The organism is Flagellimonas rhodophyticola, from assembly GCF_049332665.1.
Lineage (GTDB): Bacteria > Bacteroidota > Bacteroidia > Flavobacteriales > Flavobacteriaceae > Flagellimonas.
This window is the reverse complement of sequence record NZ_CP186326.1, coordinates 986,607-1,008,102: the sequence shown is the minus strand read 5'-3', so window position 1 is coordinate 1,008,102 and position 21,496 is coordinate 986,607. Positions and strand designations below refer to the sequence as shown.

Below are 21,496 nucleotides of genomic sequence, written 5' to 3'. Positions count from 1 at the left end.
GAATGAAAAAAAAATGGTGGAAAGAAAGTGTGGTATATCAGATATATCCACGTTCGTTTAACGACACATCGGGAAATGGATTGGGTGACCTTTATGGAGTCATCGAAAAATTGGATTACATCAAATCTTTGGGGGTCGATGTTATTTGGCTATGTCCCATATACCAATCTCCAAACGATGATAATGGGTATGACATAAGTGATTATCGCAAAATATCAGACGACTTTGGTGGTCAAGCAGCATTCGATGTGCTTTTGGAACAGATGCATCAAAAAGGACTGAAATTGGTCATGGATTTGGTTGCCAACCACAGTTCTGATGAACATTTATGGTTCCAGGAGTCGAAAAAGTCCAAGGATAACCCCTACAGGGATTATTACATATGGAAAGATGGCAAAAACGATGGCCCGCCAAACAATTGGGGCTCATTTTTTAGTGGTAGTGCTTGGCAATTCGATGAAACTACCGACCAATATTACCTTCATTATTTTACCAAAAAACAACCTGATCTCAATTGGGAAAATCCAAAGGTTCGAAAAGAAATCTTTGACATCATTGATTTTTGGTTCAAAAAAGGGGTGGATGGTTTCCGAATGGATGTGATATCAGTAATCTCCAAACCCCCTGGTTTTCCAGATACCGCCTACGACAGTTTTCAGGATACGATAATGAAAGATTATGCAAATGGTCCCAGAATACATGAGTTTTTAAAGGAGATGAATAGGGAAGTCCTGTCCAAATATGATATCATGACCGTTGGTGAGGGTCCAGGAATAGATTTGGAAAATGGACCCCGATATGTGGATGAGCGGAGCGAAGAATTGGATATGGTGTTTCATTTTGATCATATGTTTATTGATTGTGGCCCTGGAGGGAAATATGACCCTATACCTTTTGGATTGAACCAATTCAAACAAGTTTTCACTAATTGGGACAACGCTCTAAAAAGTCATGGATGGGGAAGTATTTTTCTCGGTAACCACGATTTTTCAAGAATGGTTTCACGTTTTGGAAATGACACAACATACCATTCAGAGTCTTGTAAGCTCCTTGCCACCTTGTTACTTACCTTACGAGGTACTGTTTATATCTATCAAGGTGATGAAATTGGAATGACCAATGTGGCTTACCCTGATATTAGTCATCACAATGATGTTGAAACATTAAACGCTTGGAAAGAAGCAGAACAAAAGGGTCAGGACATGGAACAATTCTTCAAGATTGTTCAGCAGCAAAGTAGGGATAATGCACGCACTCCTGTCCAATGGGACACAACCAAAAATGCTGGATTTTCAGATGGAAAACCTTGGCTTACAACAAACCCAAACTACACTACAATCAACGTTGCTTCTCAAGAAAAAGATCAGAACTCCATTTTAAATTATTATAGGGATATGATTGCCATAAGAAAGGCCAACCCAACTCTTGTATATGGTGATTATGAATGTGTAGACAGAGGGCACGATTCCATATACGCATACCGAAGATGGGATGATGATATTGAATTTTTGATTCTCCATAATCTCAGTGATACATCACAAACTTTTGAAGCTGCCGGAATAGCGGATGACTTTCAGCTTATGAAATCCAATCTTGAGAAGAATACTTCCGAGAACTTTAAGCTTGATGCTTGGCAGACCAAAATCCTTATTAAAAAGTAGCCTTTTTCAATAGCTTTAAAAAAGCCTCCCTTGGAATTTCTTCAGCCCCTAGACTTTCCAAATGATTTGTGTGCACTTGACAATCTACAAGCTGATAATTTTCTTTACGTAGCTGTCCAACCATTTGAATGAACGCATATTTAGAAGCGTTTGGAACAGCGCTAAACATGCTCTCACCACAAAAAACATGTCCCAAGTCCACTCCATAAAGCCCTCCGACCAGTTCTTCCTGCCGCCAAACCTCAAAAGATTTTGCCATGCCTCTTTCAAATAGTTCCAAATAAGCAGTTTTCATTTTTGGCGTAATCCACGTACCTTCTTGATCTTTACGCTCAGCATTTGCGCAATTATCCAACACTTTTTCAAAGCAGGTATTTTGAGTAAGTCGGAATTGATTGTTCCGTAGAACCTTACGCATACTTTTTGAAATCTTTAGCCTTTTAGGATAAAGTACCATTCTAGGGTCAGGACACCACCACAGAATCAAGGCATCTTCATTGAACCATGGAAAAATTCCGTTTTTATAGGCCAATAAAAGGCGTTCTGGCGATAAATCTCCTCCTACGGCCAAAAGTCCATCATCATTGGCCATTTCAACTGGAGGAAATTCCAATCGATCGCCCAAAAAAAACAGTGGTATTTTTTTCTGGTCCTTTTCCAAAATGCAGTTTTACCTAAAGTTACGTAAAAATCAATCTAAAAGATTAACAGTCCACCAATATAGATGAGACTGCCCACCAACATAAAAAGCAATGTATAGGGCAATATTTCCTTGGCTTTGAGCTTTGTGATTCCCAGAAGTGGCAACGCCCAAAATGGTTGTAGCATATTGGTTATTTGATCCCCGTAGGCCAAAGCCATAATTGCCTTGGGCAACGAAACGCCCAATTGGAGTGAAGACTCAAGCACCAATGGTCCTTGAATGGCCCATTGTCCACCACCACTTGGTACAAAAACATTGACCAGACCAGCGCTCAAGAAAGTAAATATCGGAAGGGTTGTTGCATTGCTAATGGACACAAAAAAATCGGAAATACCGGTAATCATTCCGCTACTTGCCATAATACCCATAATACCAAAATACAGTGGAAATTGAATTAAGATTCCAGCGGTATCACCTATTGCCTCTTCAACAGCTACCAAAAAACTTTTAAAACTTCCATGCAATACAATGGCCAAGCCAAGCATAAAAAAATTGAGCATATTAGGAGTAATATTGAGTGTTTTTAGCGCAGGCAGGTATTGCACCAAAAAGGTCAATAAAATCAATCCGCCAAAAAGAGACACCGCAACCTTGGAATAATCCAATTTTTCTGCTCCTTGCACTTCTTTTTTGTCTATGGATTGAAATTTATATTCCTTTAATTCTAAATTTTGAGGAGCGGCTTTCCTCCCAAGAAAATAAACAAGTGTGCTAATTGCAATAATTACGCATAGGAACAGTATAATGTTCCAACTACTGAATACGGTAAGTGATGTTGAAATTGTTTCTGGCAGTTGGCTTACCAGTTCTGAATTGGATATTCCAGCAATCAACTCATTTAAATGTCCCGCTTCAGCAACTTTAATCGGAGCCGAACCACTGATTCCACCATGCCATACCATAAGCCCGACATATCCCGAAGCCCCAATCAGTGGGTAATTTATTGGAATGTTGTTCGCATGGGCATACTCACCAACCTTTCGAGCTAAAATTGCGCCAAATATGAGTCCTAATCCCCAATTGAAGAAAGCAACCAGCATAGTGGGCAAAGCAACCAGAACCGCTGCATTGGAGGTGTTTTTTACAAATTTGGTAATCCCAAGAATCAAACGTTCCATGGGTTTGCTCAATACCAACACATGCCCCAAAACCAAAATGAGCATCATTTGATAAGCAAAGACAAGTAATCCACTATTCCATATCCCGTTTTCCCAATAGGAGAGGACAGTCAAGAAATGATTTTTGTCTGAAGTATTTTCGGTAAAAACAAGCGCCAAAACAATTGTCAGCAGCGTTAAGAGCACCGCAATGGTAAAGGGTGAAGGCAAATACCTTCTGAAAATACGCTCTATGACCTTGGTTAGGCCCAAAATGTATTAGAATGGAAGATCGTCATGATCCTCTTCATTGAGGTCATCAGCTGGCTCAAAAGCTTCAACCGGAGGCACTGGGGGCATATTTTCAGTGCTTTGGGCAGCTTCCAAATTTTCAACTCGCCATCCTTGAATTGAGTTAAAGTACTTGGTCTCTCCCTGTGGATTAACCCATTCACGTCCTCTTAAATTGATACTCACCTTAACCATTTGACCAACGGCATAGGAGTTCAGCAAATCGCATTTATCCTGTACAAATTCCACTAAAATATGCTGAGGGTATTGCTCTTCTGTTGTAACTACCAATTCTCTCTTTCTGAAACCATTATTACCATAAGTTTTGGTTTCATCAATCATTTTAATTCTTCCCTGAACTTCCATGTATTTAACTTTTCAATAAACCCCAAATGTACATAAAATGACTACCTCTAGTAAAATATGATATCAATAACTATCAACAAATTTTTAGTTTTTCCGTTATCTTTAAAATCAATTGGACCAAAAATGAATTTCAACCCCAAAAAGAAAGCTTCCAATATCATATTGCTGATTTCCGCTTTTGTTATTGTAAGCCTTATACTTTGGAACACCAACAGCTTTTTTAAGAAGTTTAAGGAAGAAGAACGTCTTAAAATGGAGATTTGGGCTACAGCCCAGTTGGAACTTATCCAGTCTTCGGTAGACCAAGAATTGGGAAATCTTACCTTAAAGGTAATGGGCAACAATACTTCTACCCCAATGATTTTGGTCAATGAGGAAGGAACCATCAAAACTCATAATATCCCTCTTGAAAAAGCTTCAGATAGTGCTTATATCCAGAAAAAGATACGGCAGTTTTCAAGTGAAAATGAGCCTATTCATATTATTCAAGAAGACGAGCTTTTAGAGACGCTCTATTACGGCAATTCGGAGGTGCTTAACAAATTGAAATATTACCCCTTGGCTCTATTGCTCATTATTTGTCTTTTTGGAGCGGTTATTTTCTTCTTTTTTCGAATCAACAAAGCATCGGAGCAAAATAAATTGTGGGCGGGAATGGCCAAGGAAACGGCCCATCAAATTGGTACTCCATTGACTTCACTTTTGGGGTGGAACGAGTTATTGAGGGCCGAAAACATAAATCAAGATATTACCAAAGAGATTGAAAAGGACATTATACGGCTGCAAACCATTACGGAACGCTTTTCTAAAATTGGTTCTATTCCAAATCTTGAAGAATATGATATTGTTGCCGAGACCGAAAAAGCATATGAATATTTAAAGCGAAGGAGTTCGAAGTTGGTGCATTTTTCATTCAGTTCAGATATAGACCAACTCCCTGTGCTCCTCAACCCCCCACTTTACAATTGGAGTATTGAGAATTTGGTCAAAAATGGCATTGATGCCATGAAGGGCAAGGGAAATATTGCCATACAAATCGAAAAGAAAGGACAGAGCGTTAATATTCTGGTCTCTGATACAGGTCGCGGTATCCCTAAAAGTGATTTTCAGAGTATTTTCAATCCCGGTGTAACCACTAAAAAAAGGGGTTGGGGGCTTGGACTTTCACTTGTTAAAAGAATAGTTGAAGAGTATCACAAAGGAAAAATTAAAGTACTTTCGTCAAGTAAAGAAGGAACAATCATGCAAATTTCCTTGAAAGCAAACGTGTAAGGTTATGGCTAAGGAAAAAAATATTGCAATCAAAGAAGCAGAGATTACCAATAATTGTCCTGAATGTTTTAACCAGGACTTAAAACTCTCTTTTTACCAAAAACATACCTACAATCCATTTTTTCATAGGACTACGAACGAGGTTATCCATGAAATAAAATGCCGAAAGTGTTATTCCGTCATTTATCCCGTGAATTGGACTCCGGATATTGAAAGGGTATTTGATTATTATAATAAGCTGGTGACTCCAGACAAACCGTCGGTACGATTTACCACTTTGTTTTTTGTGCTATTGCTTGTCTTTATAGCAGCGATAGGAGCATTCATCTACCTATACCTTGAAGGCCTTATTTAAGAAAGTTTCTGATTTTTTCAGCCGTTTCTTCGAATTCTTCTGGGCTTAGTTTTTCCTTATGCTGAAACGTGGCATTTTTCATACTGTTCAGCGGTATCAGATGCACATGCACATGTGGTACTTCAAGCCCTATAACGGACATTCCCACTCGATTACAAGGTATTGCCGACTCAATAGCTTTACCGACATTTCTTGAGAAAGCCATCAATTTTGCGTAAGAAGCTTCATCCAAATCCATTATTTTGTCCACTTCATTCTTGGGCACACAAAGCGTATGTCCTTTTGCATTTGGATTTATGTCCAGAAACGCAAAGTTATCTTCATCTTCGGCAATTTTGTAACATGGAATTTCTCCATTAATGATTTTGGTGAATATACTTGACATGTGGACGTGAGTTGGTTTGGTTCTAATAAAAAAATCCCGTCGAGTGACGGGATTAAATATAAGAATTTTACGAACTCTATTCTCTTGTAATTTCCAAAACGTCGAACTTTAACGTTCCATTGGGTACTTGAATTTCAGCAACATCACCCACGGATTTCCCTAATAGCCCCTTACCTATTGGAGAAGTTACGGAAATTTTACCCGACTTTAGATTAGCTTCACTTTCTGCGACCAAGGTATATTTCATTTCCATACCGTTGGCTTGGTTTTTCAACTTGACGGTGGATAACACCAATACCTTTGAAGTGTCCAACTGGGATTCATCAATCAACCTAGCGTTTGCCAAAGTTTCTTCCAACTTGGATATTTTCAGTTCTAAAAGCCCTTGCGCTTCTTTAGCTGCATCGTATTCTGCGTTTTCTGACAAATCTCCTTTATCCCTGGCCTCGGCAATAGCCTGAGAAGCTTTGGGACGCTCCACATCTTTTAATTGGTTCAATTCTTCTCTAAGGTTTTTTAATCCTTCTTCCGTATAGTAAGACACCTTGCTCATATCGTCATATTTAAATACAAAAAAGAACATTCAAGAAAAACCAAAGGTTTTTCCAATGTACTTTTTTTCAAATAGAAAAAATCCTCAACTACCACTATGCCCGGCATAGTTTTTTTGCGAGGATTTAACGCAAATATAGACAATTTTTACTCAAATTTGTTGTTCTAAAGCTTTCAAATTCAAACTATGACGCGCCTCACAGGGTTTATTTTATTATTATTTTTAATGGCATGCTCTTCGGACAGCACCAATCGAAATCCCTTTCTTCAGGAGGTTAATTTTAGGTTTGAACTCAACATGAATCTGCCACTGTACAACAATTTAAATACAATTGGAAACCCAGTTTATGTTGGAAATACAGGTGTGGGTACGCGAGGTATTTTTGTGATGAGATCCAGTTTGGATTCTTTTTTTGCCTTTGAGGCCAGTTGTCCAAACCACGCTCCAAACAATTGTTCTACCATGACGATAGATGGACAAAATGTGGTTTGTTCTTGTGAGGACTTCACGTATAGTCTTTTTACCGGCCAACAACTCAATAGGCCAGATGATGGTAACCGCTATTATGATCTCCTTTTTTATAGGGCAACCCAGAGTGGTAATATTATTACCGTCTTCAACTGATTTCCCCTAATTGGTTTTAAGAATACAATCCATTACCCAACTGGTATGCAATCCTGATATCCCTTGAGATGGATGTGCCTCTTTTCCTAATAGATGTTTTTGGATGTTTTCCACATGAAACTGCTGAATGTGTTCCGGATTAGGAATAGTCAAAGTCTGAAATCCCTCTCCGTTTTCAAGTTCAACTGGTGCTTCGTCCAGCACCGAAAAGGTTATTTTACCTTTTGAACCGAGGATTTCTACTTTATCCACGCGATGGAAGGTTCCAAAATTCCAATTTCCCTCCCCGGTTACCCCATTTTCATGGATCCAAGATGCGGTAACCGCATCATATGCAGAATACAGGTTTTGTTGATTTATGGCTACGCCATTTGCTCTTTTAATATCACCCAACAAGTATGTAAAAAGGTCCAAACCATGACTTGCCAAATCATCGAAATAGCCCCCCGGAGCGATTTCCTTATCCGTTCTCCAATTGTACTGCTTACTTAAATCTACGTCGCTTGGCGGTTTGGTTTTTTGCCAATGGATATGTCTGACCGCTCCTATTTCCCCTTCATCCAACCATTCCTTTATCTTATTGAATCTTGGCAGGGACCTCCGGTAATAGGCAATAAAAAGGGGTAGTTCTTTCGCTTTGAAAGTCTCGTAAACTTCTAAACTGTCTTGAAAGTTAGAGGTCATTGGCTTTTCTATGCAACAAGGTTTACCAGCTTTGGCGACCAGCAACGCATAAAATTTGTGCGAATCAGGAGGTGTAGCAATATAGATGGCATCTATTTCCGGATTTTCGATAATGTCCATTGCATTGACAGTCCAATTGGGAATTTTATGCCTTTGAGCATAATCTTTAGCCTTCTCTGCATCTCTTCGCATGACCATGGCTACTTCAAACCCTTCTGTCATTTGATATGCCGGAACGCTTTTTTTCTCAGCAACACTTCCGCAGCCAATGACACCCCAGCGAATTGGGGTCTTATCAAAAAAATCGAGGGATTCTGCCATATAATAAAAGTACAGAATCCCTCAAAAAGAGATAATTTTTTATCTAAAAATTGATTGTGGCGCCTAGCAAAAAGTTTATTCCAGCTTGAGGATAAAACCCTGCTCCCTCTACTGTTGTGATAGTTCCTGGGGTTGAAAAGTCATCATCAAAGGTGAAGAAATACCCATTGGAAACAATATCCTGATCAAAAATGTTATTTATCAAACCGGAGAGTGCAATACTCTTTATAAAAGAGTTGGTTTCGATTACATATTGAAGATTAATATCTGTTTGGGAATAGCTTTCCAGTACCGAATTTTCTGAATCAATATTCCCCATATATTGTTTTCCAACAAATTTTGACAGGATAGAAATCTGAAAATTCTCAGTTGGCAAATATGAAAGGATGTTTCCTGCTACTAGGTTTGGAGAATAGGCAATATTCGTATTACCTAAATTCTGAAGTGTCCCATCTCTTTGAAAGAAGAAATCCTGATTCCGGTTATCGCTCAGTGCTATATTCGGTCTGATTGCGAACTTATCTCCAAGTTGAATATTGGCATCCAATTCTACTCCCAGTCTATAACTATCTCCCACATTTGCCCTTAAAGGTGCTCCCACATCGTTTAATTCTCCGGTGAGCACTAGTTGGTCTTTGTAGCTCATGTAATAGGCATTAGCATTTAACTGAAATGATGGGGAAACGTAGCGCCAACCCAACTCAAAATCGTTCAAACGTTCGGGTTTGGGGTTTCCATTTTCATAATCGTTTCGATTGGGCTCTCGATTGGCAACGGCATAGGAAAAATAAAAGTTGTTGTTGGGATTTAAATCGAAAGTAACTCCTGCTTTGGGGTTAAAAAAGTTGAAGGTATCATCCACCAAACCAGTATCCTCTCCATTGGCTTCATACCCTACCCCACGATATTGCAAATCTCCAAAAATTGCCCATTTGTCATCCATTCTGTAGTTGGCTTTTGCATAAACATTGAAGTCTGTTTTCGTGGAATTGTCATCATAATAGCGATCGCGGATACTACTGTTCGTAGCGAAACGGGCCCAAATCACCTCTCCAAAATGATCGCCTTTATAAACGTTGTAACCCCCTCCAAAAATCAAATCAAGGTTCTCTTTTTTGTGGTTAAGTGAGGCAACAACCCCATAGAAATCATTGTCCAACCATCTCCTTCTGATTAAATCGGTGGTATCCACTGTTTCTCCGTCGACAGTAATTGGATCAAAGCCATATGTGGCAAAGTCATCATCTTCCCTGAATTGTTCAAAATACCCTCTTCCCCGCGTATAATGGAAAGCGATATTAGAACTCCAGCCAGCACTAATTGTTTCATTCCAATGTAATTGGAAATGGTCTTGTTTGTAGTTATCCTCTTCTCTTTCGTAGAATTGGGTATTGCCATTTTCATCGGTATAGATTCCGGCTGGATTGAATGTTCTGTTTGTTCTTAACGTTTCTGCATCAATCCCAAACCAAGACTGGTAGGTAATCTCATGTCCTCCAAAAAGTAAGGCTTTTACAAGAGTGTTATCGTCTTTGTAAGCTCCTTGAAGAAAATAGCTTTCCAATTCTGAACTTGCCCGGTCGATGTAACCGTCAGAAGTTACTCGAGACAACCTTCCTGAAACTTCAATCGAATTGTTGAGCAAACCAGTGCTAAATTTAAGGTTGTTCCTCAGGGTATTAAAACTTCCAACTGAAGAGGAAATTCTAGCATAAGCACTTTCCGAAAAGGCATCGGTCAAAATGTTGAGGCTTGCACCAAACGCTCCGGCCCCATTAGTGGATGTTCCTACCCCGCGTTGAAGCTGAAGACTTTCCGTCGAGGAAGCAAAATCGGGCATATTCACCCAAAAAGTCCCTTGTGATTCCGCATCGTTATAAGGGATTCCATTAATTGTGACGTTTACTCTAGTTGCGTCACTACCTCGTACACGAATTCCCGTATACCCAATTCCGGCTCCGGCATCAGACGTGGTTACTACGGCAGGCAAGAAATTCATAAGAACAGGAATGTCCTGACCTAAATTTCTTGGAGCAATTTCATCTTTGTCCAAATCTGAAAAAGTAATTGGGAATTCTTTTGTCACTCGAATTGCTTGAACCAGTACCTCGTCCAGCACAATTTTTTTCCCTTCAAGTGAATCTGTCGGTGATTGTTGGGCACTACCGACCAGTACCAGCCCTAAAAGAGCCATTGTTGTGAATAAAAATGTCTTCATCCGTAAAAATGTTACGAATAAAAGGGGTTATTATTCTGATTAATAAATTGATTTTGTTTCAAAAGAAACATTGAAATTCCAAGATGCGCCTTGCGCATTCCCTTGGCGGCATTACCCGCCCAGGTTCATTGGGTATAATCTCAGCCCTTAAATAAAAGCACCCCTTTGAGATGCCGCAAATGTAATACCTGAGAATTAGTTTTCATAACAAAAAACATCATAATTAACATTAGGTAAGCACTTTTTGCCCTGCATTGCTACGTATATATTTCAGAAACACTTTTTTATGCTCCCCAGGTCCAAAAAGAAGTTCACCATAAAAATCATCGTCAGTTATTTAACATTAGGCTTCCTGGTGCTTGTGGCGGGTTATTTCATTTATGCCGAATTTAAAGATTACACGGAGGCACAGAATAAACAAGATGGAAGCGCCAAGCTGATAAAAATAAATTCCTTGCTCACCGAGGTCTATGAAGCCGAAAATCTTTCCAAATTGGCCCTTCAACATAGAAAAAGACAAAATATCCTTGCCTATTCCAATAAGGTAGATTCGGTTAGTATAACCATTGATGCCCTGAAACTACTGTTGAAAAATGATTCCAAAATTTTTAAACTTGACAGTATTCAGCAGTTGCTGAAGCAGAAAACAATCAACAACGCTGAGCTTAGAAAGCTAAAAGGCCTTGATAAAAATTATGCTCCTTTGGATTCCCTATTGCAGGTGTTCAACCAAATGGAAATAAACATGGGAAGAATTACGCCTGAAGCTTTTGTGCCAGATTTTGATCTACTTCCCTTTGAGACACAAGAATCGATTCGGGAATATGTTTCCATATTGAACGAGAACATTCCTGAAAATGAATTGGGAAAAGTTAGCTCCAATGACGCAGATTCAATTCTTGGTTTATCTAAATCAATAGTACAAGAAGCTAAAACCCAAAATGTAAAATTAGAGCGGTCCATGATGGCCAAGGAGTTGCAGGTATACAAAACGGACCTGGAACTCTCGCAAAAGCTCAGAAGTTTTATTTCAGCATTTGAACAGGAAATTATAGCAGAGATCCATTCCGAAAATCGCAATAGGCAAACTTTGTTAAAAAGAAGTTCTACCCTTGCTTGGACTGCGGCAATTCTTGGTTTTCTTCTTGTGTGTTTCTTCACCTTTTTAATAGCGAATGATTATTGGAAATCTCAATCGTACCGAACGCAACTGGAAAAAGAAAAATCATATTCCGACATTCTTTTAAAAAGTAGAGGGCAATTAATTTCCACCGTAAGTCATGACCTGCGCTCTCCACTGAACAGCATAAAGGGATACCTGGAGCTGATGGAACAGCATGCATTGACTCCTAAACAACAAGAGTATATTTCAAACATGCAATCTTCCACCAGCTATGTAGAAGATCTAGCCAATGATCTTTTGGATTTTTCCCGGTTGGAATCTGGAAAAATAAAAACAGTCAACTCTCCTTTTATACTATCAGATTTAATTAAGGATACGGTTTCTAGTTTTAAACAAGTTCAAAATTCCGATTCCATTCTATTAGAAATCGACATTGCGGAAACCTTAGAGCATCCCATTAATGGGGATTCACAAAAAATTAGACAAATATTAACCAATCTCATCGGTAATGCCTTTAAATTCACTAACGAAGGTTCAATCAGTATAAAAGCCTTTACCAAAAAGGTCAATGGGGTCGACAAGGCCATAATTCAGGTTATTGACACAGGAATCGGTATTCCAGCAGAAAAACAATTACTTATATTTCAAGAATTTACACAGGTTGAAGGTTCTTCCCAAGGAAATGTGGGAGGTTATGGATTAGGGCTCACAATTTCAAAAAAACTCACCGAATTATTGGGTGGAACAATAGAGGTCAAAAGTGAGTTCAACAAGGGAAGTGCATTTACTTTTTCCATACCATTGAAATTTTCCAATCACCCAAGTCAGGTTGAAAAAGTAAAAAAAACCAATCTCAAAGGCAATCTATCGCTTGCTATACTTGATGATGATGAAAGTTTGTTAAAACTATTGAAAGAGGTTTGTAAAATAAACGGTATCTCCGTAAAAACATTTTCAAGTTTCGAAGCATTACAGAAAAATCTTCCGGAGCACTATGATATGGTTTTGACTGACATCCAGATGCCGAAAACAAGTGGGTTTGAAGTTGTAAAAGCTTTTAAAAAAGGAAACTTGCCCAATTATAAAGGTCAACCAGTAATCGCCATGACAGGTTCGAAGGAATTCCCACAAATCCACTATCTCGAAATAGGATTTGATGATGTTTTGTTTAAACCTTTTTCCACATCAAACTTTCTGAATGCCCTCGTCAAAGCAGGGAAACCCTTTGATTTCACTAAGAATGGAATCGATAGGCCACATCAACCCTCATCAGCTTTATTTTCGACAGAGAACCTTGCTGCTTTTGTCGAAAATGAACAAGCTCTTTTTGAAATCCTGCATACTTTTCTAAAAAACACAGATAAGAATCTATTACTTCTTTCTAAGGCCATCAAAAAAAGAAAGTATCATAAAGTCAGGGAAGTATCGCATAAAATGCTTCCTATGTTCCGGCAATTGAAAATTGAGAGTGCCATTTGTCTTTTGGAAAACTTTGAACATATTGCTCCCGATATTTCCACTAAAAAAGCTTTTAAGGATCTGGAATTGCTGGAAAATTCAATCTCTAAGCTAAAGAAAGAAATGAATGCCCATATGACTAAACTTTCAGTTGATAGTAATTGATTTTGTTGTAGAGTGTCTTTCTGGTCATCTGTAAAAGTTTGGCCGCCTTGCTCTTGTTAAAGTTGGTTAGTTTTAGCGCCTTGAGTATCCTGTCTTTTTCAAATTCATGCTTGGAAAAATTAGCTGACTCCCTTTCTTTTGAATCAGCATGTAGGGTTTGTGGAAGTGATTTTAAATCCATAGTATCACCATCTGTAAACAGGACAGCACGTTTTATAATATTCTTGAGTTCCCTAAGATTCCCAGGCCAATGATACGTTTTTAGTAATTGAATAACTTCTTCTGATAAGTGGAATACGCTTTTGTTAAGTTCAGTGTTTGCTCTTTCCAAAAAGAAATCAACAAAGAGCATAAGGTCTTCTTCCCTGTCCTTCAGTGAAGGAATTTCTATTGAAAACTCATTCAAACGGTGATACAAGTCCTCCCTAAAATTTCCTAAAGTAACGGCTTCGATTAAATTCTCGTTGGTGGCTGAAATAATTCGGACATCTACCAAAATTTCCTGTGTACTTCCAACTCGTTTTATCTTGCGCTCTTGAATTGCCCTTAACAATTGCACTTGATTATCGTAGGATAGATTTCCTATCTCATCCAAAAACAGCGTTCCTTCATTGGCTGCTTCAAAATGTCCAATTTTATCTTCGATTGCGCCGGTAAAACTTCCTTTCACATGCCCAAAAAATTCGCTAGTGGCCAATTCTTTTGGTATTGCACCGCAATCAACGGCGATAAACCTTTGGTTTCTTCGTTCACTTCTTTCATGGATGGTCCTAGCGGTTACTTCCTTTCCGGTTCCACTTTCTCCGGTAAGCAAAACCGACATATTCGTGGGAGCTACGAGTTCAACATACTGCTGCATTGTTTTGGAGGCGGTGCTGCTTCCAACAATTCTTTTCGTAAAATGTGATTTGATTAAAGCCTGGTCCTTTTTTGGTTTCCGGGGGTCAACTTCAGTGCTATCGGTATTTAATGCTCTTGCGATGACCTGTAATATGCTTTCAGGAGTAAAAGGTTTGGACACATAATCAAAAGCTCCCTTCTTAATGGCGCTGACTGCTGTTTTTATCTCAGCAAAACCGGTCATTAGAATAACATGCGTCTGCGGAGAATTGGCCTTGACCTTTGATAGTAATGCTATACCATCTCCTTCAGGTAATCTTACATCTGAGAGGACAAGGTCGAAAAAAGTATTATCAAGATTTTTTTTTGCTTCTTTAAGGTTAAAGCAGAACGAAACATCATAGCCATTCCTGGTCAAAAACTTTTGAAGCATTTGACAGAATGCGGTATCGTCCTCAATGATTAAGATTTTGGGCATATCTCAGTACCATATATACGATACCGACAACGTATGGGATTTTTTGTTTTTGATAAACTTATCATAAAAGGTGGGAGCTGCAAACGCAGCCCCCACCGAACCAAACTAACCTAACATGATCAATCAAAACTCATGCTATATTTCTATCCAATTGCCATCGGCATCGGCATAAACAGTTCCATTGGCACCATCCTTTAATGAAAGTTCCAATTTAAACTGATTTGACTCGTTCTTGTACGCCTTGTCAATGGTTGCAGTTGGATAGTCTTTTTTAACCGCTGCCACGACAGCTGCCGGAAGATCCGAAACGCTAATCTCCTCAAAATCTTGAACGGTTTTTGTAATAGTATTATCCGTTTGAAGTTCCGCGGTTTCTTCTTGGGCAAATGCGGTTAAACCGATGAACGAAAGTGCTGTTGCAAAAATCAATTTTTTCATGATGTATTCTTTTTAAAATTAAACTTGACCATACTATTGAAAATTCGATGCCATTTTCTTTAGAACTTGAATTGATTTGCTAGTTATTTGGAATTCAGAGGAGTAACAATTTTTTATCCTGAATCACATTGTATACTTCTGTATACCAGTCATCACAACTGTGTAATTTTTATACAAAAAAAGGCTGCCGAAGCAGCCTTTTCATATTGCCAATTCTTAATCCCTGTTATGGAGCAAACAGAGTGTCAGTTAAACTGGCGGTTGCGGATAACGCAATGGTTAGTGTTTGCATAGCATCATCCTATTATTTTTCTTTTCTTCTTTTCCTTTCCTGATTGGAATAGAATAACATCAAAAAAATTGAAGTAAAAAATGATAGTATTCCAAGAACCAAACCAATTGTAAAGAGCATCTTTTCATTTTATATTTAGTATGACACGCTTTCCTGAATTTGGTCACATTGAAAGTGGTTTGCAGAAAAATAGTTTTAGATGATTGTTTTAAGTATGGATTTTACACCTCAGAACTAGTTTATTCGAGGTTCCTTGAAAATTGCTGTTTTCAAAAAAGAAAAAGCTCCCAAGAATGGAAGCTTTGTGTTTGCTTTTGTGGTCCCACCTGGGCTCGAACCAGGGACCCCCTGATTATGAGTCAGGTGCTCTAACCAACTGAGCTATAGGACCCGCATTTTGCGGATGCAATATTACTATTTATTTTTCTACACCGCAAGATTTTACTGAGCTACTCCTCCTTTATTTCTTGGCACAACTCCACCAAAACCCCGTTTGTTCCGCGAGGATGCAAAAATGCAACAAGCTTATTGTCCGCACCTTTTTTTGGTGTTTCATTCAAAACCGTAAAGCCTTCTTGCTTTAATCTTGAGATTTCCGCTTTTATATCTTCAACGGAAAACGCTATATGGTGTATGCCCTCTCCTTTTTTTTCAAGAAATTTGGCAATAGGGCTTTCAGTATTAGTCGCCTCGAGCAACTCCACCTTGTTTGGGCCTGATTTAAAAAAAGATGTTCGTACTCCTTCAGATGCAACTTCTTCCATCTTATAATGCGGAACGCCCAAAAGTTGCGTAAACAAGGTATTGGAATCCTCCAAGTTTTTTACCGCAATCCCGATATGTTCGATTTTATCCATGGCCAAAATGTTTAAATGCTTTCCCTTGCATGATATCAAAAATACGCACTGTTGGGAAATCATATCATGAGGTTCGTCATTTATTCCGTTATTTTGCACTTATGGAAACACAACGGCAACAAAAAATAGGTGGAATTATACAAAAGGACATAGTCGACATTTTGCAGCGTGCTGCTACCGATGGCGGTCTAAAAGGAACCTTGATTTCAGTTTCCAAAGTATATGTCACCACCGATTTATCTATAGCCAAGGTATATGTGAGTATTTTTCCGAATAAAAGCGCAGATGAATTGTTAGAAGGAATCAAATCGAACAAGAGCCTAATCAAACACGAATTGGCCCAGCGCACCAAAAGTCAACTTCGACGTGTTCCAGAGCTCAACTTTTATTTAGACGATTCCCTGGAATATATCGACAACATTGAAAAATCCCTAAAGGGTGATGAAAACCCTATTGAAAATAGGGACTTGTTGGATAAACGAAAGAAATCCTGATCTTGAATTTTTCTTTTTATATCGCAAAACGCTATCTCCGTTCTAAAAGCAGCCAAAATGCTGTGAATATTATCAATTTTATTACTTTTTTAGTCATTGTGATAGGATCGGCAGCGCTTTTTGTGGTGCTTTCCGCTTTTGCAGGGCTAAAGACTTTTAGCCTTTCTTTCACCAACACATTTGATCCCGATTTAAAGGCGTTACCAGTTACCGGAAAATACTTTTCTATTTCTCCAAAAGAAGAAGATGCATTGAAAGATATTGAGGGTTTGGCCAATTATTCCAAAGAATTGGAAGAAAGAGCATATTTAACCTTTCGTGAGAAAAGTTGCATCGCTTACATTAAAGGGGTGGACAATAACTATCGTTCCGTAACTGGCGTTGATAGCACTTTATATTTTGGCAATTGGGGCGTAATGGAATATAATGGTGTTGCCGGTATTGGAATTTACAATCAATTGGGTGTTCCCATTGATAATTACCAAAACCCAATGACCGTTTTGGTCCCAAAACCAGGAGAAGGTTCTTTTTCACCGCAAGGTTTAAATTCTCCAAAGCCTTATAATGAACTTCCTATTGTTCTGAGCGGAGTTTACGCCATTGAGGAAAATTTGGACAAAAAATATGTCTTTGTGCAACTTCCATTAGTGCAAGCTTTACTTGAAAAAGATAGCACGCAAGTTTCGGGAATCAATTTTAAGCTTGACAATACATCTGCTTCAGATGTCGTTAAAGATAAAATCCGGAATGTCTTGGGAAACAAGGTATTGCTTTTGAATCGACAAGAACAAAATGGAACCCTCCATCGCATGCTCAACACGGAAAACCTGGCCACCTACTTAATATTTACACTGGTATTGATTATTGCACTCTTTAATGTTGTTGGGGCTATTATTATGATGATTTTGGACAAACAACAAAATTCAAAAACCTTATTTAGTCTTGGTGCGACTATCAAAGAATTGCGTACAATTTATTTCACTCAAGGATTATTGGTTACCACTTTGGGAGGTCTTATCGGTGTCTTGATAGGCTCACTCTTAATTGGATCCCAACTTGCTTTTGGTTGGTTAAAAATAACTCCTTCGCTGGCCTATCCTGTGGAGTACAATGTCATGAATCTATTTGTGGTTTTGGCAACAATTGTGGTTTTGGGGTTTGTTTCCTCAAAAATCGCGAGTAGTAGAATAAATCAAAGATTGGTTTCTGCCTAAGCAAATTGAAAATCTCCAAACTTTTCGAGAACCTCATCAAAAGCTGCAAACACGTCAACGGATTCATCGCTGGTCACCATTTTCATTCGATATTCTTTGAAATGCGGAATCCCTTTAAAGTAGTTCGTGTAGTGCCTTCTAGTTTCGAAAACACCTAATTTTTCACCTTTCCAATCGATTGCCATTTGAAGGTGTCTGCGGGCTGCATCAACCCGCTCTTCCATAGTTGGAGGTGATACATGTGTTCCTGTTTTAAAGAAGTGCTTCACAGCATTAAAAAACCAAGGGTTTCCAATACTTGCTCTACCAATCATAGCACCATCCAACCCATATTCATCTCTCATTTTAACCGCTGCCTCTGGGGTATCAACATCACCATTTCCAAAAACCGGAATGTGCATTCTTGAATTGTTCTTTACCTCAGCAATTGGCTTCCAATCTGCATCACCTTTGTACATTTGAACACGAGTACGACCATGTATTGAAATAGCTTTGATTCCCACATCTTGCAAACGTTCAGCCACTTCAACAATCTTAATGGAACTGGTATCCCATCCCAATCTAGTTTTTACGGTAACTGGAAGTTTAGTCCGTTTTACAATCTCCTCCGTTAATTTTACCATAAGGGGAATGTCCCTTAGTATTCCAGCACCGGCATTTTTGCTTACCACCTTTTTAACGGGGCAACCGAAATTAATGTCGATAATATCTGGATTGGATTTTTCAACAATATCAGTAGCCTGGAGCATGGAATCTAACTCAGCTCCAAAAATTTGGATTCCTACGGGTCTTTCTTTTTCGTAGATATCCAACTTGATCATACTTTTTGCAGCATCCCTGATCAATCCTTCGGACGAAATAAATTCGGTATATACCACATCTGCGCCCTGTTCTTTGCATAAAGCACGAAAGGGAGGGTCGCTCACGTCTTCCATTGGTGCAAGAAGTAGCGGAAAATCAGGAAGTTCTATATCTCCAATTTTTGGCAAACCTTAATTTTTTTGGATTGCAAAAATACAAAATCCCTTAAATCAACTATTTATTCTTCAGTTTCTAGTCGTTCCCTTTCTTTTTTATCTAGTTCGCGCTGGTTGTCGTTCAATTTGAAGTTTCCAAAATTATAGGTAAAACCAAATCTTATGAATTGAGTTTCTGGTCGTCTTCTATAAAAATTATCTTGATTTAGATATTTAGAGGAGTACGTCGGGTTAGCTTTCTCAAGTATGTCTTCAGCCGCTATAGATACAGTTACCCTATTATCAAAAAATGATTTTCTGAGGCCTAAAGTCATATTTAGCTCATCGCTTGACACATACGAACCAAATAAAAATTTAGATAAATATGTCATTGTTAACTCCCCTGTAAAGGTTCCATCTTTAGAAAGAGTTAGATAATTGGCTAAATAAGCATAATAACCTTCAATAGAATTCGTAAACACTTGATTGTTGCTCTCTACAGCCAAAAACGTTTCTTCCTCATGAAACAGCGAAGTATAGGCATACAAAAACCAGGAAGGTAAAATACTCTTGCTCAATGTTAGGTCAATTCCATAAGACTTGCTGTCTAAAACGTTCTGTTTTTGTTCCACCAAAGTTTGGTTCGAGTTGTCTTGAAAAACAAAATATGCTATGTTCTCGCCATTATCTCGATAATAAACATCAAAGAAGAGTTCACTGTTGAATGTATAGTTAAAATTGAAATTATTGCTGAAACTGGGTCTTAATCCAGGGTTTCCCTCTTCAAAATCGTTTTCATTGAAAAATAACCGAAACGGATTCAGGTCATTGTATTTTGGTCTATCCACATTTCGTCCATAGTCAAAAGCAAAGCTATGTTTATCAGAAGGGGAATACAATACATAAACAGAAGGGAATGGTTCAAAAAAGTCAATGGTATTTACTTCATTTAACGTTAAGGAGGTTCCCGTTGCCTTGGTCAATTCGCCACGTAAACCTAACTTCATCGACCATTTTTCCCAGTTTTTTACAAAACTTAGATACCCAGCGTATACATTTTCGTCATAGTTAAAGCGATCCGATAAGGAAGCGTCTACATTGTTATCGGTGCCAACAAAGTTCAAGAAATCAATCCGGTTTTTTGATGCTATCGAAGAAGCCTTAAGTCCCGTTTCTATGGATGCATTTCCGACAGGGGTAGAATAATCCATTTGTCCTGTAAAAATCTGAATGTCCTGCAGGGAATTGGCATCAAATCCAAAGTTTCTCAAAAACCCTCCTCCATTATCAAAGTAGGAGGAAAATAAATTTTGGGATGAGCTTCCATCAAAAAGGGTATAATGTCCATTGAAAGAGAGCTTAGCCCCTGGTTTTTTCATTTTGTGCACATACGTTAGGTCAACTGCCAGGTTGGTGTTGTCTACATTTTCCATGTTTTGGGTTGTAAATGTAGAGTCTAATTGACTTTGCCCGTTTCTAATCTGGGTATTCAGGTTAGTAGATCTTTCCCAATTAGGGTTGAGAGCAAGATTGGTGGTAAGGTTTATGCTGTTTCTATCATTAAAATCATAATCCAGGATTAGGCTTGCATTTTGGGCTTTAGCCCTTGCTGTCTGGTCATAGTAAGTATCCCAATTAGAAAAAACGGTTTCATTTACGTCAATAAAATTGATGCCTTTAACCGCTTTTCTAATATCTTTTCTTGGACTGATACTATAATTGGCAAATATGTTAAGCTTTTCCGTTTTATAATAATGGCTTGTTCCAATTCCAAACTTTGGAAAAACAGCCTGGGTGTATGTTCCATTTACACTTCCCTTATAACCGGGGACAATATTCTTGCTTGTCACAATATTCAAAATAGGTCCTCCATCGGCATCGTATTGCGCGGGAGGGTTTGCAATGACCTCTACAGACTTTATGTTGGTACCCGAAAGTCCTTCCAATAAATCCCTCACCTCTTGACCTGACAATTGGACCTTCCTGTCGTTCAAATAAACTGTAGCATTTTGTCCTCTAATCTGAAGATCATTCTGGTTAACAATCACCCCTGGAGTACTTTTAAGAATATCCCATGAATTTCCTTGGGAAACTACCGTATTTTCCACAGAAAAGACAAGTCTGTCCGAAAGCCTTTGAAGCTTTGGTCGCTGCGATGTAACGACCACCTCTTCCAAATTGTTTTCTTCCAGTGGAATTACCAACGCCCCTAATGCAACATTGCTGGAAATATCCAAGGCTCTTGGTTCAGAGCCACGTCCCACATAGCTTGCTTGCAGTAAATAAACATTTGGTTTTACCTCAGAAAGTAAAAACTGGCCACTATCATCAGCTGAAGTCCCTTTTACAAAAGTCGAGTCAGATGCTTGAAGCAATAAAATATTGGCGAACGGAATGGTATTGTTACTTCTGTCAACTACCTTTCCTTTAATCTGATACGTCTGGGCAATCAGGTTGTAAGATGTCAAAAACACCAATAAAAAAATACAGGTGATTCGCATTAGTTGAGTTTGGGGTTCTATATCAAATCTAAGAAAATATTTTACAGCCATCTTTTACCCCGCTCTCATAATTCTTAAAATACCCATCTGAGGTAGTTAAAACACCTATATTTGCAATCTTAAATCACTCCCAATGTATTGGGCAATAGC

At 38.5% G+C, this 21,496-nt stretch carries 19 protein-coding genes and 1 tRNA gene; 7 read left to right on the top strand and 13 right to left on the bottom strand.

Annotated elements, in window-relative coordinates; genetic code table 11:
* Positions 1-2: 2 nt before the first annotated feature.
* On the top strand, positions 3-1,661 hold the full coding sequence (locus ACOKFG_RS04615; protein ID WP_298793392.1) for an alpha-glucosidase: 1,659 nt from the start codon (positions 3-5) through the stop codon (positions 1,659-1,661).
* Here the strand turns inward: ACOKFG_RS04615 and aat are convergent.
* The 3 genes from aat to ACOKFG_RS04600 form a co-directional block, all read right to left on the bottom strand.
* Entirely contained in the window at positions 1,651-2,295 is a 645-nt protein-coding gene (aat, locus tag ACOKFG_RS04610) for a leucyl/phenylalanyl-tRNA--protein transferase (protein WP_298793542.1), read from the bottom strand. The genes ACOKFG_RS04615 and aat overlap by 11 nt on opposite strands.
* 62 nt (positions 2,296-2,357) lie before the next feature.
* Positions 2,358-3,734, bottom strand: coding sequence for a short-chain fatty acid transporter (locus ACOKFG_RS04605; protein WP_422861924.1), 1,377 nt, complete (start codon positions 3,732-3,734; stop codon positions 2,358-2,360).
* A gap of 6 nt (positions 3,735-3,740) precedes the next feature.
* Positions 3,741-4,118, bottom strand: coding sequence for a DUF3127 domain-containing protein (locus ACOKFG_RS04600; protein WP_298793390.1), 378 nt, complete (start codon positions 4,116-4,118; stop codon positions 3,741-3,743).
* Between the two features lie 123 nt (positions 4,119-4,241).
* On the opposite strand from ACOKFG_RS04600, the gene ACOKFG_RS04595 reads away from it, so the two are divergent.
* Both ACOKFG_RS04595 and ACOKFG_RS04590 read left to right on the top strand, forming a co-directional pair.
* Positions 4,242-5,390: a sensor histidine kinase gene (locus ACOKFG_RS04595; protein ID WP_298793389.1), complete on the top strand. Its 1,149-nt coding sequence runs from the start codon at positions 4,242-4,244 to the stop codon at positions 5,388-5,390.
* A 4-nt stretch (positions 5,391-5,394) separates the two neighbouring features.
* Positions 5,395-5,745, top strand: a complete 351-nt coding sequence (locus ACOKFG_RS04590; protein ID WP_298793388.1) for a hypothetical protein — start codon at positions 5,395-5,397, stop codon at positions 5,743-5,745.
* Here ACOKFG_RS04590 and ACOKFG_RS04585 read toward each other — a convergent pair.
* Both ACOKFG_RS04585 and greA read right to left on the bottom strand, forming a co-directional pair.
* Entirely contained in the window at positions 5,738-6,130 is a 393-nt protein-coding gene (locus ACOKFG_RS04585; protein ID WP_299171663.1) for an HIT family protein, read from the bottom strand. The two genes, ACOKFG_RS04590 and ACOKFG_RS04585, sit on opposite strands and share 8 nt — an antisense overlap.
* Positions 6,131-6,206: 76 nt before the next feature.
* Complete coding sequence (gene greA / locus ACOKFG_RS04580) at positions 6,207-6,683, bottom strand: transcription elongation factor GreA (RefSeq protein ID WP_298793386.1); 477 nt, start codon at positions 6,681-6,683, stop codon at positions 6,207-6,209.
* A 186-nt stretch (positions 6,684-6,869) separates the two neighbouring features.
* Between greA and ACOKFG_RS04575 the strand changes: the two genes are divergently transcribed.
* Positions 6,870-7,307 (top strand): hypothetical protein, encoded by a 438-nt coding sequence (locus ACOKFG_RS04575; RefSeq protein ID WP_298793385.1) that lies wholly within the window; start codon positions 6,870-6,872, stop codon positions 7,305-7,307.
* A 6-nt stretch (positions 7,308-7,313) separates the two neighbouring features.
* On the opposite strand, the gene ACOKFG_RS04570 is transcribed toward ACOKFG_RS04575, so the two are convergent.
* A complete protein-coding gene (locus tag ACOKFG_RS04570; protein WP_422861923.1) occupies positions 7,314-8,312 on the bottom strand; it encodes a Gfo/Idh/MocA family protein in 999 nt (332 codons plus the stop codon).
* A 43-nt stretch (positions 8,313-8,355) separates the two neighbouring features.
* Positions 8,356-10,530 (bottom strand): TonB-dependent receptor, encoded by a 2,175-nt coding sequence (locus ACOKFG_RS04565; protein WP_422861922.1) that lies wholly within the window; start codon positions 10,528-10,530, stop codon positions 8,356-8,358.
* Positions 10,531-10,816: 286 nt separating this feature from the next.
* Here ACOKFG_RS04565 and ACOKFG_RS04560 point away from each other — a divergent pair, with 286 nt between their 5' ends.
* Positions 10,817-13,276: a hybrid sensor histidine kinase/response regulator gene (locus ACOKFG_RS04560; RefSeq protein ID WP_299486680.1), complete on the top strand. Its 2,460-nt coding sequence runs from the start codon at positions 10,817-10,819 to the stop codon at positions 13,274-13,276.
* On the opposite strand, the gene ACOKFG_RS04555 is transcribed toward ACOKFG_RS04560, so the two are convergent.
* The 4 genes from ACOKFG_RS04555 to mce all read right to left on the bottom strand — a co-directional run bounded on the left by ACOKFG_RS04555 (position 13,251) and on the right by mce (position 16,181).
* Positions 13,251-14,594: a sigma-54-dependent transcriptional regulator gene (locus ACOKFG_RS04555; protein WP_298793381.1), complete on the bottom strand. Its 1,344-nt coding sequence runs from the start codon at positions 14,592-14,594 to the stop codon at positions 13,251-13,253. The two genes, ACOKFG_RS04560 and ACOKFG_RS04555, sit on opposite strands and share 26 nt — an antisense overlap.
* A 135-nt stretch (positions 14,595-14,729) precedes the next feature.
* The gene (locus ACOKFG_RS04550) at positions 14,730-15,032 is read right to left on the bottom strand and encodes a hypothetical protein (protein ID WP_298793380.1); all 303 of its coding nucleotides are present in this window, start codon (positions 15,030-15,032) and stop codon (positions 14,730-14,732) included.
* 609 nt (positions 15,033-15,641) lie between these two features.
* Positions 15,642-15,715, bottom strand: a tRNA-Ile gene (locus ACOKFG_RS04545).
* A 58-nt stretch (positions 15,716-15,773) separates the two neighbouring features.
* The gene (gene mce / locus ACOKFG_RS04540) at positions 15,774-16,181 is read right to left on the bottom strand and encodes a methylmalonyl-CoA epimerase (RefSeq protein WP_298793379.1); all 408 of its coding nucleotides are present in this window, start codon (positions 16,179-16,181) and stop codon (positions 15,774-15,776) included.
* Positions 16,182-16,282: 101 nt separating this feature from the next.
* Between mce and rbfA the strand changes: the two genes are divergently transcribed.
* Both rbfA and ACOKFG_RS04530 read left to right on the top strand, forming a co-directional pair.
* On the top strand, positions 16,283-16,675 hold the full coding sequence (rbfA, locus tag ACOKFG_RS04535; protein ID WP_299171624.1) for a 30S ribosome-binding factor RbfA: 393 nt from the start codon (positions 16,283-16,285) through the stop codon (positions 16,673-16,675).
* A 2-nt stretch (positions 16,676-16,677) separates the two neighbouring features.
* Positions 16,678-17,889, top strand: a complete 1,212-nt coding sequence (locus tag ACOKFG_RS04530; RefSeq protein ID WP_299486685.1) for an FtsX-like permease family protein — start codon at positions 16,678-16,680, stop codon at positions 17,887-17,889.
* Here ACOKFG_RS04530 and dusB read toward each other — a convergent pair.
* On the bottom strand, positions 17,886-18,878 hold the full coding sequence (gene dusB, locus ACOKFG_RS04525) for a tRNA dihydrouridine synthase DusB (RefSeq protein WP_298793377.1): 993 nt from the start codon (positions 18,876-18,878) through the stop codon (positions 17,886-17,888). The two genes, ACOKFG_RS04530 and dusB, sit on opposite strands and share 4 nt — an antisense overlap.
* A gap of 50 nt (positions 18,879-18,928) precedes the next feature.
* Positions 18,929-21,346, bottom strand: coding sequence for an outer membrane beta-barrel protein (locus tag ACOKFG_RS04520; protein ID WP_422861921.1), 2,418 nt, complete (start codon positions 21,344-21,346; stop codon positions 18,929-18,931).
* Positions 21,347-21,496: the final 150 nt, after the last annotated feature.

Bases quoted from the DNA above. Each gene is read 5' to 3' on its own strand.
- ACOKFG_RS04615 (WP_298793392.1), top strand. From the start codon at position 3: ATGAAAAAAAAATGGTGGAAAGAAAGTGTGGTATATCAGATATATCCA.
- ACOKFG_RS04600 (WP_298793390.1), bottom strand. From the start codon at position 4,118: ATGGAAGTTCAGGGAAGAATTAAAATGATTGATGAAACCAAAACTTAT.
- ACOKFG_RS04595 (WP_298793389.1), top strand. From the start codon at position 4,242: ATGAATTTCAACCCCAAAAAGAAAGCTTCCAATATCATATTGCTGATT.
- ACOKFG_RS04590 (WP_298793388.1), top strand. From the start codon at position 5,395: ATGGCTAAGGAAAAAAATATTGCAATCAAAGAAGCAGAGATTACCAAT.
- ACOKFG_RS04585 (WP_299171663.1), bottom strand. From the start codon at position 6,130: ATGTCAAGTATATTCACCAAAATCATTAATGGAGAAATTCCATGTTAC.
- greA (WP_298793386.1), bottom strand. From the start codon at position 6,683: ATGAGCAAGGTGTCTTACTATACGGAAGAAGGATTAAAAAACCTTAGA.
- ACOKFG_RS04575 (WP_298793385.1), top strand. From the start codon at position 6,870: ATGACGCGCCTCACAGGGTTTATTTTATTATTATTTTTAATGGCATGC.
- ACOKFG_RS04570 (WP_422861923.1), bottom strand. From the start codon at position 8,312: ATGGCAGAATCCCTCGATTTTTTTGATAAGACCCCAATTCGCTGGGGT.
- ACOKFG_RS04565 (WP_422861922.1), bottom strand. From the start codon at position 10,530: ATGAAGACATTTTTATTCACAACAATGGCTCTTTTAGGGCTGGTACTG.
- ACOKFG_RS04560 (WP_299486680.1), top strand. From the start codon at position 10,817: ATGCTCCCCAGGTCCAAAAAGAAGTTCACCATAAAAATCATCGTCAGT.
- ACOKFG_RS04555 (WP_298793381.1), bottom strand. From the start codon at position 14,594: ATGCCCAAAATCTTAATCATTGAGGACGATACCGCATTCTGTCAAATG.
- ACOKFG_RS04550 (WP_298793380.1), bottom strand. From the start codon at position 15,032: ATGAAAAAATTGATTTTTGCAACAGCACTTTCGTTCATCGGTTTAACC.
- mce (WP_298793379.1), bottom strand. From the start codon at position 16,181: ATGGATAAAATCGAACATATCGGGATTGCGGTAAAAAACTTGGAGGAT.
- rbfA (WP_299171624.1), top strand. From the start codon at position 16,283: ATGGAAACACAACGGCAACAAAAAATAGGTGGAATTATACAAAAGGAC.
- ACOKFG_RS04520 (WP_422861921.1), bottom strand. From the start codon at position 21,346: ATGCGAATCACCTGTATTTTTTTATTGGTGTTTTTGACATCTTACAAC.